The sequence below is a fragment of the Pseudomonas sp. P4_B4 genome (assembly GCF_056402255.1).
The window spans coordinates 20,538-34,217 of sequence record NZ_JBFUHS010000046.1 but is presented as its reverse complement, the minus strand read 5'-3'; the positions used below and the strand labels follow the sequence as shown (position 1 = coordinate 34,217).

Sequence of the window (13,680 nt, the reverse complement as noted above, 5' to 3'; positions counted from 1 at the left end):
CCAGGGTCACCGGTACCACGCCGGTCTTGTCGGATGTATCGGTGCGCTGCAGTACCCGCTTCACATCGATTTCCATACCGTAGTGGTATTCGACGGCTGAGACATGCGCGCCGGGTTCTTGCAGGCTGTTCTGGTCGAAGACACTGGGTGCGAGACTGGAAATCACCGCACTGACAATTGTGGCCATGCTCATAAGGCTTTACCTCTACTGGATTTCACTTGACAGGGACCTAATGTGACACGCGATGAAAGTGAAGTTCACTTCACCGCGACGAACGTGCCTGCCTGAAAAGCCTGTAGTGGCTGCAAACTTCCGGCAATTCCCCGCGCTTGACGCCTCTCGACCATTCGTCCTTTAACCCCCGTATTTGTTGGTCAAAGTCCATTTTTGAAGGAGGTCATGACATGTCATGACGGATTTTTCGCGCGGTGGTTGTGACGCTACATGGACCGAAAACGCCTGCTGTCGAGCCGGAGTTGCATGTACCCAAGCGCAGGAGAGCGACTGTTGGTCGGATGAAAGATGGGGCCGGGTTTTATGAGGCTGGCTGTTTGTTGAAGTGTTTAGAGGCGTTTTAAAACAATGGGTTGGAGTCTGAAAAATCAGAATCCTGTCATGACGAATGCTTGTTGACGCTCGAATTTAGTCCGACCTAAGTCTTACTTCCGAACGCATGGAGCCCGGGACATGCGACTGGTAGCCGGCGTCATCCCCGGTTCCCTGCTATTAATCAATAAGTGTTCGAGTGCTGATCCTTTCGGGAGCGCGTCATGAATCCATCCATTCGCATCGGCATTGCCGACGATCATCCTATGTTGCGTGAGGGTGTTGCCAATACGTTGAGAAAACGGGCGGATCTGCAGGTCGTGGATCAGGGCGCCAATGCGCAAGATGCCATGGATATTGCTCGGCGGGTGCGTCCGGATGTGATGCTGATGGACGTCAATATGCCGGGCGATGTGTTCGCCGCGGTGCGGTTCATTTCCACTCAGCTGTCGAATGTGAAGGTGCTGATGCTGACGGTTTCAGAATCCGAAGACGACGCCTTTTTGGCACTGGAGGCTGGCGCGCGCGGGTATGTGTTGAAAGGTGTCAGCGGACCGGAACTGGTCCTGGCAATCAGGTCGGTTGCCAGGGGTGAGACGTATATCACCCCCGAGTTTGCCAACAAACTGCTGAGTAACAACAAGAAGCACGAAGCGCAAATTCAAACGTTTGATCTGACCCATCGCGAGGAGGAGGTCATTCGTGAGGTTTCAAAGGGGCTGACCAATAGGGAGGTTGCGTCAAAGCTGATGATCAGCGAAAAAACCGTCAAGCACCACATGGGCTGCGTAATGCAGAAACTGCACGCCCGAAATCGTGTCGAAGCGGTCACAGCCCTACGGCATTACAGGGAGCGCGAAGCTGTCGGACGACTTCACATCGGCGCAGCAAAAACACAAATGGATGCCGGAGCGCCCCCTATAGTTTGAACTGTGCATTGACCGACGTACCGGAGGCGCAGGAGTCGATGCTGAACAACCCGCCCAGAGATTCAATGCGATAACGCAAACCGGCGAGCCCCAATCGGGTTCTGCCGGATGCCTCTTGCAGCATGGCGTCCGCCGCCATGCCTGGACCACTGTCCCTGACGCTGATGTTCAATACTTCATCAATGTATTGCGCCTGGATCACCTGACCCTCGCCGTTGGCATGCCGGTAAGCGTTGTTGAGGGCTTCTTGCACAAAACGGTACAAACAGAGTTTGAGCGGCAGTGGCGCGGCCTTCGGTAGCAGCCCCAGGGTTAATGTGACCTTGGTGCCAGTGCGTTGCTCGTGCCGTTGCGCCACCAGTTGCAACTCTTCCACCAGGCTCATTTCATTGATTTCCGGAAGTGCCAGGCCTCGCGATAAATCGCGGACCTCACGCAATGCGTCGGTGGCGGCGCCACGAATGGTTTCCAGCGACTCCTGATCGACAGCGGAGCAGTTTTCGGCCAGGTCGTCGAGCCGGATCAGAATCAAGGTCAATAACTGCGCCGGCCCATCGTGCAGATCTGCACCAATGCGCCTCAAGGTGAGTTCGTTGACATGGGAAAACTCCTGGGTAGCCGTCGCCATCTTGCGCTGGAGTTCGGCATTGCTGATGTGCAGACGGGTTTGCTCCTGCAGCCGTAAGCGCAGTGCCACTTGTTGTCGCTGGATGATCTTGTCAGCGCGTCGCACGATGAAAAAAAGCAACGTCAGCATTGCCAAGGTCGCGGCGCCAACGACCACCCATACCTGCTCTCGGACGCGATTGATCTCGCGCTTCAGACTACCGGCCTTTTCATAAAATTCGCCCACCGCGATGACTTTCCTGGTGCTTGAATCCCGCAGGGGCGCGTAGATCTCATAGAGCGGCACGTTGAGATTGCGCTCGAACTCGTTCTCATCCTCGTTCAGCCCTTCAAGGTCGGTGACCACTTTGCCCTTGAGTGCCTCGGTGATCTCATCCATTGGGAATTTTTGGTTGGTGATGGCTTTATTCGTGCTGTAGACCACCGTGCCATCAGCTCGCCAGATCTTGATCGAGACAATGTGATGTTTGAGCGAACGACTTTCGGTGAGGTGGTCCAGGGACTGGACACTTGCAGCCGAGAGCTTGTTGTCCCGGCTCATCTCCTGCACATAGGGTTCCAGAAACGTATCCATGTACTGAGCGCCTGCTTCTGCTGCGCTATTTACCGCGGCACTTTCTATTCGTGCGCTCACCAGTTTGCCGACGAAGAACATGGTCAGTCCCAGGATCACCGCAGCGGCAATGACAAACTGGGTCGAGTGACTCAGATTGCGCGCCTTGACCCAGATCCGTGTGCGCCAGATTCCATTGCGAGCCGCATCGGAAACAGGGGGTGGCTCAACCAAAGCCTCAGTCTCCTGCGCGATAAAAGTCTCGTTTTTTGATTCGACTTGCGCATCTTTTCCCATCGATTTGGTCCCCGGTCATCGTGACAAGTCGGTTGGAAACCCTGCAACTCAACGGATATCTGGAAATTGGCTGTGGGCGCCACGCCTATGACTGACAGTAGTTCACTGTATAGCGATCCGACGTCCGCCCTTTGCAATTTCAGGCAAGGCGTTATGCCGGGCGTCAGTTCAAACCGGCCGCACCGCCAGGATTTGCTCGATCAGCCACGCCAACGCCGGCTCATGTTGGCGTTGCGCCAGATACACCAGTTCGAGTTGGAACGAGCCGACGTCGAACGGCAATTCGAACACCTGCAGCGGTAACAGCTGCGCGAATTGATTGGCCAACTGGGTCGGCAGGACGACGCTCAAGTCTGAATGGGCGACCAGGTGCGCCGCCTGCAAGTAGTTGGGTGTGGTGTAGACGATTTTCCTCGACAGGCCTTGCTTGCCCAGCCATTGGTCGACCATGCCGCGCGACTGACCGCCACTCACCCAGAGATGGCGCAGGCCCAGAAAGTCATCCAGTGTGAGTGTGTCTCGTGCCAGCGGATGCTGCTTGCGCACCGCCAGTCGCAGGGTTTCGCTGTGCCAGGCCCGGCGGGTGAAACGCGCCGGCACTTCTTCGAAGCGTCCCAGAACCATGTCCAGTTCACCCCGGTCCAGCAGTTCGGCAGGAAGGCTGGGGGCAAGGTGAGCAACGTCGATACGCAGGTTTGGCGCCAGTTCTCCCAGGCGCGCCAACAAGGGCGGCATGCACAGCTGTTCGACAAAGTCGGTCAGGGCGATGCGCACCTGCTGCTGGCTCAGGCGTGGGTCGAAGGTCTCCCCGGCATTGAGTGTCTGTTCGATCTGTTGCAAGGCCGCACGAATCGGCCCCTCCAGCGCCAGCGCCCGGGAGGTGGGTTGCATGTGGCGGCCAACACGCACCAGCAACGGGTCGTCGAACAGTGAGCGCAGGCGGGCGAGGGCGTTGCTGACCGTGGGCTGGCTGAGCGCGAGACACTCGGCCGCTCGCGACACGTTCTGTTCGCGCAGCAGCATATCGAGCACCCGGAGCAAATTCAGATCGAAGCTTTTTAAATTCAAATTACAAATACCAGGCATATGAAAATGAAATTTCAAAAATAGTAGGCGCCTGCTTAGGGTGACGGCAATCTTTTCCACTGCGCCAACCCATGAGGCCCGCCATGAAGTATCAAGCTCCCCTGCGCGACATGCGTTTCGTGCTGCACGAAGTGTTCGATGTCAGCGGTCATTGTGATCGGTTGAACAAGGGTCTGGACCGGGAAACCATTGACGGCGTCCTCGAAGAAGCCGCGCGCTTCGCCGGCGAAGTGGTCGCACCGCTGAACCGCAACAGTGACGAGCAGGGTTGCCAACTTCACGACGGACACGTCACCACGCCCCAGGGATTTCGCGACGCCTACCGGCAGTACGTCGATAACGGCTGGGCGAGCATGACCGGGCCGCTGGAGTTCGCCGGCCAGGGTTTTCCACAACTGATTTCGGCCAGCTTCCATGAAATGCTGATGGCCGCCTCATTGTCCTTTCGCATTTATTCCGGCCTCACCGAAGGCGCGGTGCTGGCTCTGCATCGCCATGGCAGCGCGGCGCTCAAACAGGCTTACCTGGAGAAAATGGTCAGCGGAGAATGGTCCGGCACCATGTGCCTCACCGAGCCCCAGGCTGGTACCGACCTTGCCCTGCTGCGAACCCGTGCCCAGCCTCAAGCCGACGGCAGCTATCAGGTCAGCGGCAGCAAGATTTTCATCAGCGGCGGCGAGCAGGACCTGACCGCCAACATCATTCACCTGGTCCTTGCCCGTTTGCCGGATGCACCGGCCGGCGTGAAGGGCATCAGCCTGTTCCTGGTTCCCAAGTTCATTGCCGCTGGCGATGGAACACAGGGGCAGCGTAATTCGCTGAGCTGTGGCGCACTGGAACACAAGATGGGCATCAAGGGCGCGTCCACCTGCGTGATGAACTTCGATGGCGCACAAGGCTGGTTGATCGGCCAACCGAATCAGGGGCTGGCGTGCATGTTCACCATGATGAACGATGCACGCTTCCAGGTTGGCTTACAGGGACTGGGCATCGCCGAGGCAGCCTTCCAGGGTGGCCTCGCTTATGCCCGCGAACGCCTGCAATCGCGGGCCATCAGCGGTCCGGTGGCGCCGGACAAGAGTGCCGACCCGATCATCGTCCACCCCGATGTTCGCCGCATGCTGCTGACGCAAAAAACCTTGAGCGAAGGCTGCCGTTTGCTCGCGGCCTACACCGCCCTGCAACTGGACCTCGAACACGGCGACCCGCAACCCGAGGTTCGCCAGAACGCGAGTCGTCGGGCGGCGCTGCTGATTCCGATCGTCAAGGCCTTCTTCACCGACGTCGGCCAGGAAGTCGCCAGCCTGGGCGTTCAGTTGTACGGCGGCCACGGTTACATCCGCGAGTGGGGCATGGAGCAGTTGATGCGTGACAGCCGCATCACCCAGCTATACGAGGGTACCAACGGTATCCAGGCGCTGGATCTGCTTCGGCGCAAGGTGCTGGGCGATGGCGCCACGGAACTGGACGCCCTGATCGATGAACTGGCCGTGCATGCCGATGCGGCCGGCTCGCAAGCAGCGCTGAGGGAAATGGCCGAGGCCATGCAGCAGCGTCTCACCGAGTGGCGTGAGCTTGGCGCCGAGGTGGTCGAGGCGTGTCGGCGTGATGTGCAGGAAATCGGCGCCATGTCGGTGGACTTCCTGGCGTACAGCGCTTACGTGCTGGTGGGCGGGCTGTGGTTGCAGGCGGCTGTGCGTGCCCAAGACGCACTGGATGCAGGTACCGACGAATCCGGGTTCTATCGGGCCAAGCTGCAAGCGGCGGATTTTTACTGGCGCCGGGTGCTGCCCCGTGCCAGTGGCCACCGCGAATGCCTGCGGGGTGGAGCCCATTGCCTGATGGCCATGGACGAGGCCGACTTCGCATTTTGATGGCTACGCCGTGCGGCGGTAACCGAGAGACTCCGGTTACCGCCGCGCTGCGTTGTGTTGCGACGGTTACACCCACCTATGTTCAGGCTTGCGCGGCGCTGACCTTGCCAGTGATCGTGGCGTTTTTGCGGACTGCTTGATACAGCAAGCTGGACACCATGAACCCGACAATGGCCAAGACGCTCATCAACGAGAACACGTAGTTGTAGCCTTGTTGACCCGGGAAGTGGTCAAGGATTGCGCCATAAATGACGTAGGCAAACATGCCCGGCGCATAGCCGATCAGGCAACCGATCCCGAAGGCTGAACCAGTGATGTGTTGGGGAATGCCGACTTCACCCATGGGGGCCCAGAACACACCGCGCATGGAAAAGACAATCAGCGCGAAGGAGAGGGTGGCCGCCATGCCTGCGTAGATGTAATCCGGGCTTTTCGGGATGAGCATAATGACGCCCATCAGGGGCAACAACGCCAGGAATGCCCACTTCAGATAGCGGCTGGAACTCTTGAACTGTTTGTCGGCAATGAAGCCGCCAGCAGGGCCGCCCAGGATCTTGAGGAAGTACTGGTTGATGATGCCGTAGGCGCCTACCAGGGCCACGGGCAGTTCGTACATTTCCTTGAGGTAGGGAATGAAATAGGTCAGGCCGCAGTACACGATGTAGACCATGAACACGTTGAGGCTGACCAGCCAGATGCCCGGCACCTTGATGGCCTCGAGCAGGTTCGACAATCCGTTCTTCGGCTTGACGGTCGACTGGGTATTGCCGCTCTTGAGCAGCAGCCAGGTCAGGGTACCGGCAAGAATGTCGATGACCGAGTAGAAGAGGATCGCCGACTTCAGACCGTTTTCACCGGAGCCCATGGCGACGAAGACGCCCAGCGCAGAGAAGGCGACCAGGGTATCAATGACGCCACGCCCGCCTTCGAGAAGGCCAAACAGGCGCCCCTGTTCCTTATCGTCGCCCAGGTTGCGGATGGCTTTGAGCAGCGAAGGCCAAAAGAGGCAGTCGGCACACACGGCCAGCAGGCAGAACACCACCAGCAGATTGCTGAAGGGCGGAAAGGTCGCCAGGTAGAGCCCGAGCCCGCCGGTACCGATCAGGCCGAGGGGGATCAGCTTGCGCGTGTCGTACCGGTCGGCGAGCATGCCGCCCACTACGAACAGCGCGGTGGCGATGATGGCGTTGGCGCTCAGCAGCACGCCGATTTCAGTGTGGGATAGCCCCATGAATTCTTGCATGGGGATATAAAAGGCGTCTTTGAGATTCGCCAGCTTGTAGATGGTGCCGCCACCGAGGATGAGAATCAGGAATCTGAGCCATTTGGCCTTGTCTTGGGATGTCATTATTGTTCTCCAGGCGTAATTGGGTAGGCAGTGCCGGTCGGCACGTCAGGTTCAGGCGTTAGCGCAATGGGCCAGGGTCAACTCGGCCAGGGTTCGGAACTCGGCCAGCAGACCTCGTACGTAGGCGACCTGGTTGTTTGCCCAACGGTGCTCATCGGCCAGCATTCGCTCCAGCGAGAAGCCTTCCGGCAGCGCTGTTTCACTCATTTCCCGGTACGCAATGAACGGGTCGGCGGCTTCGTCGAGCTGGCGGAACGCCGGGGCGATGTAGTGGTTTTCCTGCTCAAGGATGAAGGCGATCACTTGCGGGGTTGATTCGCCGAGCATCAGCAATTCGAACAACATGCGTGCGCTGGGCAGGTCGTCTTCGTCACTGCCTTGCAGCACGCCGTAATGCCCGAAGCCGTTTTGCTCAGGGACGATGCGCACACCCTTGAGGTGGGTCTGGCGTATGTGCGGGGCCAGGGCGCGCAGTGCCGCCAGGGGCTGTTCGCAGGCATTGATCATGTTGCCGAAGTCGAATAGGGCGTGCAGGCGAGGGTGGTTCAGCCGGCTCAGCAGTTGCGCGATTTCGCCACTCTTGAGTTCCTCATGCTGCTCGAAGTCGAAGTACAGGTCGTGCTCGTCTGCCTGCTGCGCGAGGTAGTGCAGGTCTGACTCGATTATGTCCATGACCCGGGACAGCGCCCCTTCGTAGCGTGAGTAGACACGGATGTTGCGGGTGCCCAGCGCCTTGGCAATGGCGATCACTTGATCGACATCTTTTTTCAGGGTGCTGCTGATTTCCAGATGCACGTCCAGCCCGAGTGTTTTGGCCTTGGCAGCGAACGCCTGAAGCTGCGCGGCTGTCATTTGACTCAGGCTGTTTTCCTCACCGTCGAGCAAGTGCAGGCTCAGGCCCTGCAGTTCGTGGCGATAGGCGAAGTCCAGCAGGTGGCCCGGTGTGACACGGCCGTGGGTCAGGTTGGTCAGCAAGGGGTAGGCATGGGCAAACAGGCGCAGTTGTGCCAGTCGGTCAAGCAACTGGCGGGCCAGTGCCGCGGTCAGTAGGGGGGGAGCCTCGGCCTCGACAGCCTTATGGCTGAGCAAGGCGTTGAATCGTTCCTGGATCTTATTGTTCATTCGAGTCGTTCCTGGTTCAGACACCGGGTCTACCGGCGCAGCCTTTATCGCGCCAGTCAGGAACTCTCGATAGATCCATTATCAGTTAAATCATAAGACCACTTGCCTTGCGTCAAGTGGCCGGCTGCAGATAGCCCATCTTGTCCAGCGCCTGGGCCAGCGCTTCGACGCGCGCTTCGGCCTGGTCCTCAGGGGTGCTGGCAAAGCCGATCAACAGTGCCGGCGGCAGGACATGCTCGACGCAGTAGTCGCTCAGGGGATAGGTATGAATGCCATGCTGGCCGAGTTCCCTGGCCACGGCGTCGTCATCGAGATGCGCGGGTAACCAGGCGATCAGGTGCATGCCGGCTTCCACCGGCGTGATCCTGAAGAAAGTCCCCAGGCGTTTCTGCAGGTGTTCGACCAGTGCCTGCTGGCGAGCCTGGTACAGCGCGCGCATTCGACGAATATGGCCGAGAAAGTGGCCTTCGCGCATGAAGTCCGCCGTGACGGCCTGGAGCAGTGTGGGCGGGCTGCGATCCATGACCGCCCGCAAGGTGCAGAAGGGTTCGATCAAGGCGTTCGGCAGTATCACGTAACCCAGTCGTAGCGAGGGGAAGAGCACCTTGCTGAAGGTTCCGGCGTAGATGACCCGGGCCCATTGGTCCATGGCATAGAGTGCCGGCAGGGGGCGGCCGTTGTAGCGAAACTCACTGTCGCAGTCGTCCTCGATGATCCAGCTTTGATTCTGGGCGGCCCAATCGATGAGTTCCTGGCGCCGCCCATAACTCATGGTGACGCCCAAGGGATGCTGACGAGAAGGTGTGGTAAACACCAGGCGGGCGTCAGGACACAGAGCCAGGCCTTGCTGGACATCGATCCCCTGTTCATCGATACGCAACGGCACGACCTGACCACCTTGGGCCTGGAGCGCAATGCGCGCCGCGATATGCCCCGGATCCTCCATCCAGAAACTGTCCTGCGGATTGAGCAACAGCATGCCCAGCAGGTTGAAGGCTTGCTGGGCGCCGGACACGATGACCACCTGATCGGCACTGCAATCAATGCCACGGGCATCGAAGACGTATTCGGCAATCGCCTCGCGCAGGGCCAGCAATCCCTGTAGTTCGCCATAGCCGAGCATGGCCTTGGTCGGCTTGTGCAGGTGGCGGTTCAACAGCCGCTTCCAGACCGATTGCGGGAAGGCATCGTAGGCGCTGTGGCTGGGCAGGAACGAGGTCGGGCTCCCGGTCGCCCAGTCGGCATAGGAAACGCCGCGGAAATGATCGCTGCGCAACGACAGCATGGACTGGCTCAGGTCGGACAGGCGAGGAGGCTGGCGCTTGTACTCATCGTCATCGATACCGCGGCTTTCCCATTCATGGCCGACATAGGTCCCGGCCCCGGTCCGCGACGTCAGAAAGCCTTCGGCAATCAGCTGATCGAAGGCATTGAGAATGCTGATTCGCGACAGCTGCAGTTCCTTGCTCAGGGTCCGGGTGGACGGCAGGCGCACGCCTCCCTGAATCCTGCCACTGAGAATCTGTTTGCGAATCTGCAAGTAGAGTTGGCGGTACAAGGGGATGGAACTGGCACGGTCCAGCTCGATACCTGACAACAGCAAACCTGCGGAGGATTTCATTTTTGGTTCGTCTGGATGAAGTGTGGTTTGACCTGAACGGCCGTCAGGCACCAGGGTGCGAAAGGGTATCGAGCGGTGCTGGATAAGTCATCCACCACAGCGTCACAATAATATGGCTGCTGAGTACGGCATTGCACTAACCGATCTTGTCGTGGTCCATACACCCCGCACGACCCTCAGCGGTCGAACCGACCGGCCCCGGATCGGTAACTTGATCAAGGACAGCGAAAGCATGATCGCCGCCACATAACAAGCAACGCCCCCCACCCGGTTCAGTGAATCGGGCCTCGCCGTACGTTCATCCCTCAATCCCATTCGAAGATTTAACCCATGTACCTACGCAAAATTGCAGTTGGGCTGTCGGCCCTTGTTTTGCTCTCGACCGGGGCGCAAGCCCGCAGTCTGCTGGACCTCCTCAAGCCACCCACCGCGCAACATGAACAAGCGTCCCGCTCGGGCTCGATCAGCCAGAATGCGGCCCTGGACCTCTATTCAAGCAAACAGAAACAGGCATCATTTGACGGCTGCGCCGACCTGTTCCCGGCTGCGAAACCGATCAACACGGCCACAGTGCCCGCATCGATGAAACCCCTGGCGCTGTGTTCCGACAACTTTGCGGTGCTGTACTCGCAAACCAGCAAGACCCCGCTGGTGGTGGTCGAACGCCTGAATGCGGCCCAGTTGCAGGATGCCAAAGGGGAGGAGCGCACCAACCAGTTCTACCCGGACCCACGCATTCCCAAGAGTGGGCGCGCCGAGTTGAGCGACTACCGCAGCCAGCACCCGGCCGTGGACCGTGGCCATCAATCCCCGGCAGCCGATGCCCCGAGCCCCAAGGCAATGGCCCAATCCTTTGCGCTGTCGAACATGGTGCCGCAAGACCCGACCAACAACCGGAAGATCTGGAGCAAGGTCGAGTCTGATGTCCGCAAGTTTGCCAAGCGCGCCGATGGCAACGTGTTTGTCTTTACCGGCCCGCTCTTTGACCCGGGTCACTCGACCATCGGCGATAACCAGGTCTGGGTCCCGACCCGCCTGTTCAAGCTGGTGTACGACGCATCGTCCAAACGTGCCTGGGCCTATGTGCTGCCTAACGCAGAAACCCGAATCGAGAAGCCGATGGACTATGAGACGTTCGTGAAGAGTACCGGGCTCAAGCTGCTCGGGAACCTGCCCGTGACAGGTTCCGCCGGGCGCACCTGATGGCTGGATGAGCAGCACCCCAGAGGTTGGAGGTAACCGATGGGGTGTTTCATTCACCGATAAAATTTCGGCAAGGGGTAACAGATTGTAAAAATGGACTATACCCAATAGGGCAATCGCTCCGGACCCCGGGAGATGATGCCCCTGAAGGCGCTCGTCCCGGAACTTCAACGTCAAGCAGACCGAGAGATTCTGGATATGAACGCTTTGAAAATCGCTGCCAGCGATGCGGTCCGGGATTGTTTTCGTAATACCCGTGAAATCGTCCGATTCGACCAGACGGACTTTACCGATGTCGCTGTCGCCGTGCTCTGCGTTGATGACTTGGCCGCCGGGGTGCTGGATGCCATCAAGCGCACCGGCTTCGACATCCCGATCTTCCTGGTGGCCTCTCAGGGCCGCAGCAATCGCTCCCTGGCGATCTACAAGCAACTGCAGGATGTCATCTTGCAGGTCAATGGCGTCTTCGACTTATCCAGCAATAATGCCGAATACCACGGCAACCAACTGGAGACAGCGGCCAAGGCCTACGAAGAAAGCCTGCTGCCACCGTTCTTCGACTCGCTCAAACACTACACCGAAGCGGCCAACGCGACCTTTGCCTGCCCCGGCCACCAGGGCGGCCAGTTCTTTCGCAAACATCCGGCCGGTCGGCAGTTTTTCGACTTCTTCGGCGAGACGCTGTTTCGCGCCGACATGTGCAACGCCGACGTCAAGCTCGGCGACCTGCTGATCCACGAAGGCCCGGCATTGTTGGCGCAGAAACACGCCGCGCAAGTGTTCAACGCCGACAAGACCTACTTCGTGCTCAACGGCACCTCGGCGTCGAACAAGGTGGTGACCAACGCCCTGTTGACCCCCGGCGACCTGGTGTTGTTCGACCGCAACAATCACAAATCCAATCACCAGGGCGCGTTGCTGCAGGCCGGTGCCACGCCGGTGTACCTCGAAACCGCGCGCAACCCTTACGGCTTCATCGGCGGCATCGACGCCCACTGTTTCGAAGAGGACTACCTGCGCGAACTGATTGCCGAGGTCGCCCCGGACAAGGCGCAACTGCCGCGGCCGTTCCGCCTGGCGATCATTCAACTGGGCACTTATGACGGCACCATCTACAACGCCCGGCAAGTGGTCGACCGCATCGGCAAACTGTGTGACTACATCCTGTTCGACTCGGCGTGGGTCGGCTACGAGCAGTTCATTCCGATGATGAAAGACTGCTCGCCGCTGTTGCTCGACCTCAACGAGAACGACCCGGGCATCTTCGTCACCCAGTCGGTGCACAAACAGCAGGCCGGTTTTTCCCAGGCCTCCCAGGTGCACAAGAAGGACCGCCACATCAAAGGCCAGGCGCGCTATTGCAACCATCACCGGCTCAACAACGCGTTCATGGCCCAGGCGTCCACCAGCCCGTTCTACCCGTTGTTCGCCTCGCTGGATGTGAACGCGCGCATTCACTCAGGCCGCAGCGGCCTGCGCCTGTGGGAAGACTGCGTGAAGTTCGGCATCGAAGCGCGCAAGTTGATCCTCGAAGCCTGCACCATGGTCCGCCCGTTCGTGCCGCACAGCATTGAAGGGCGCGCGTGGGAAGACTATCCGACGGAAGAAATCGCCAATGACATCCGTTTCTTCGAGTTCCATCCCAAGGACCGCTGGCACGCCTTTGCCGGCTACGCCGAGAAGCAGTACTTCATCGACCCGTGCAAGTTGCTGTTCACCACGCCGGGCATCGACCCGGTGGACGGCAGCTACACCGACTTCGGCATTCACGCCGGCATCCTGGCCAACTTCCTGCGCGAGAACGGCATCGTCCCGGAAAAGTGCGACCTCAACTCGATCCTGTTCCTGCTCACCCCAGCCGAAGACTGGGCGAAGATGACCCACCTGGCCGCGCAAATCGCCCGTTTCGAACGCTTCATCAGCGATGACGCGCCGATGAGCCGGGTGCTGCCGGCCATCTACGCGCAGCATCAGGAGCGCTATCGCAACTACACCATTCGCCAGCTCTGCCAGGAAATGCACGACCTGTATCGCCATCACAATGTGCAGCAGTTGCAGAAGGACATGTTCCGCAAGGAACACTTCCCGAAAAAGGCCATGAACCCGCAGCAAGCGCAAATCGAGTACATCCGCGGCAACGTCGAACTGGTGGCGCTGGCGGATGCCGACGGGCGTATTGCCGCCGAAGGCGCGTTGCCCTATCCACCGGGGGTGCTCTGCGTGGTACCGGGTGAAATCTGGGGCGGCGCGGTGCTCAAGTACTTCCTGGCCCTGGAAGAAGGCATCAACCGCTTGCCCGGTTTCACACCGGAGTTGCAGGGCGTGTACCTGAAGCAGGAAGGCGGTCGTACCCGGGCGTATGGGTACGTGATCAAGGCCTGATGCTGTAGTGCTCACAAGCGCCAACCTACAAAGTTCATGTGGTCAAACAGTAAGCGTTAGCCCCTGTCCGGCCGCGTGCTGTACGTCGCCA

10 protein-coding genes are annotated in these 13,680 nt (G+C 59.3%); 4 read left to right on the top strand and 6 right to left on the bottom strand.

The window, feature by feature from the left end:
• A partial coding sequence (locus tag AC1DVE_RS28800) for a DUF2790 domain-containing protein (RefSeq protein ID WP_477784372.1) occupies positions 1–193 on the bottom strand: 193 nt, incomplete at its 3' end.
• Positions 194–771: 578 nt separating this feature from the next.
• Here AC1DVE_RS28800 and AC1DVE_RS28795 point away from each other — a divergent pair.
• The gene (locus AC1DVE_RS28795) at positions 772–1,476 is read left to right on the top strand and encodes a response regulator (protein ID WP_223533186.1); all 705 of its coding nucleotides are present in this window, start codon (positions 772–774) and stop codon (positions 1,474–1,476) included.
• On the opposite strand, the gene AC1DVE_RS28790 is transcribed toward AC1DVE_RS28795, so the two are convergent.
• Positions 1,466–2,953: a sensor histidine kinase gene (locus AC1DVE_RS28790; RefSeq protein ID WP_223455824.1), complete on the bottom strand. Its 1,488-nt coding sequence runs from the start codon at positions 2,951–2,953 to the stop codon at positions 1,466–1,468. The genes AC1DVE_RS28795 and AC1DVE_RS28790 overlap by 11 nt on opposite strands.
• A gap of 168 nt (positions 2,954–3,121) precedes the next feature.
• On the bottom strand, positions 3,122–4,039 hold the full coding sequence (locus tag AC1DVE_RS28785) for a LysR family transcriptional regulator (RefSeq protein ID WP_223455823.1): 918 nt from the start codon (positions 4,037–4,039) through the stop codon (positions 3,122–3,124).
• Between the two features lie 83 nt (positions 4,040–4,122).
• Here AC1DVE_RS28785 and AC1DVE_RS28780 point away from each other — a divergent pair, with 83 nt between their 5' ends.
• The gene (locus tag AC1DVE_RS28780) at positions 4,123–5,913 is read left to right on the top strand and encodes an acyl-CoA dehydrogenase C-terminal domain-containing protein (protein ID WP_223533184.1); all 1,791 of its coding nucleotides are present in this window, start codon (positions 4,123–4,125) and stop codon (positions 5,911–5,913) included.
• Between the two features lie 82 nt (positions 5,914–5,995).
• On the opposite strand, the gene AC1DVE_RS28775 is transcribed toward AC1DVE_RS28780, so the two are convergent.
• The 3 genes from AC1DVE_RS28775 to pdxR form a co-directional block, all read right to left on the bottom strand.
• Positions 5,996–7,261: an MFS transporter gene (locus AC1DVE_RS28775; protein WP_223455821.1), complete on the bottom strand. Its 1,266-nt coding sequence runs from the start codon at positions 7,259–7,261 to the stop codon at positions 5,996–5,998.
• Between the two features lie 51 nt (positions 7,262–7,312).
• Positions 7,313–8,383, bottom strand: coding sequence for a sugar phosphate isomerase/epimerase family protein (locus tag AC1DVE_RS28770; protein ID WP_223533180.1), 1,071 nt, complete (start codon positions 8,381–8,383; stop codon positions 7,313–7,315).
• A 112-nt stretch (positions 8,384–8,495) separates the two neighbouring features.
• Positions 8,496–10,004: a MocR-like pyridoxine biosynthesis transcription factor PdxR gene (gene pdxR, locus AC1DVE_RS28765; RefSeq protein ID WP_223455819.1), complete on the bottom strand. Its 1,509-nt coding sequence runs from the start codon at positions 10,002–10,004 to the stop codon at positions 8,496–8,498.
• Between the two features lie 330 nt (positions 10,005–10,334).
• Between pdxR and AC1DVE_RS28760 the strand changes: the two genes are divergently transcribed.
• The gene (locus tag AC1DVE_RS28760; RefSeq protein ID WP_223533176.1) at positions 10,335–11,207 is read left to right on the top strand and encodes a DNA/RNA non-specific endonuclease; all 873 of its coding nucleotides are present in this window, start codon (positions 10,335–10,337) and stop codon (positions 11,205–11,207) included.
• 198 nt (positions 11,208–11,405) lie between these two features.
• On the top strand, positions 11,406–13,589 hold the full coding sequence (speF, locus tag AC1DVE_RS28755; RefSeq protein WP_223536391.1) for an ornithine decarboxylase SpeF: 2,184 nt from the start codon (positions 11,406–11,408) through the stop codon (positions 13,587–13,589).
• The last annotated feature ends 91 nt before the right edge of the window (positions 13,590–13,680 follow it).

Coding starts and splice junctions, on each gene's coding strand:
- AC1DVE_RS28795 (WP_223533186.1), top strand. CDS start 772: ATGAATCCATCCATTCGCATCGGCATTGCCGACGATCATCCTATGTTG.
- AC1DVE_RS28790 (WP_223455824.1), bottom strand. CDS start 2,953: ATGGGAAAAGATGCGCAAGTCGAATCAAAAAACGAGACTTTTATCGCG.
- AC1DVE_RS28785 (WP_223455823.1), bottom strand. CDS start 4,039: ATGCCTGGTATTTGTAATTTGAATTTAAAAAGCTTCGATCTGAATTTG.
- AC1DVE_RS28780 (WP_223533184.1), top strand. CDS start 4,123: ATGAAGTATCAAGCTCCCCTGCGCGACATGCGTTTCGTGCTGCACGAA.
- AC1DVE_RS28775 (WP_223455821.1), bottom strand. CDS start 7,261: ATGACATCCCAAGACAAGGCCAAATGGCTCAGATTCCTGATTCTCATC.
- AC1DVE_RS28770 (WP_223533180.1), bottom strand. CDS start 8,383: ATGAACAATAAGATCCAGGAACGATTCAACGCCTTGCTCAGCCATAAG.
- pdxR (WP_223455819.1), bottom strand. CDS start 10,004: ATGAAATCCTCCGCAGGTTTGCTGTTGTCAGGTATCGAGCTGGACCGT.
- AC1DVE_RS28760 (WP_223533176.1), top strand. CDS start 10,335: ATGTACCTACGCAAAATTGCAGTTGGGCTGTCGGCCCTTGTTTTGCTC.
- speF (WP_223536391.1), top strand. CDS start 11,406: ATGAACGCTTTGAAAATCGCTGCCAGCGATGCGGTCCGGGATTGTTTT.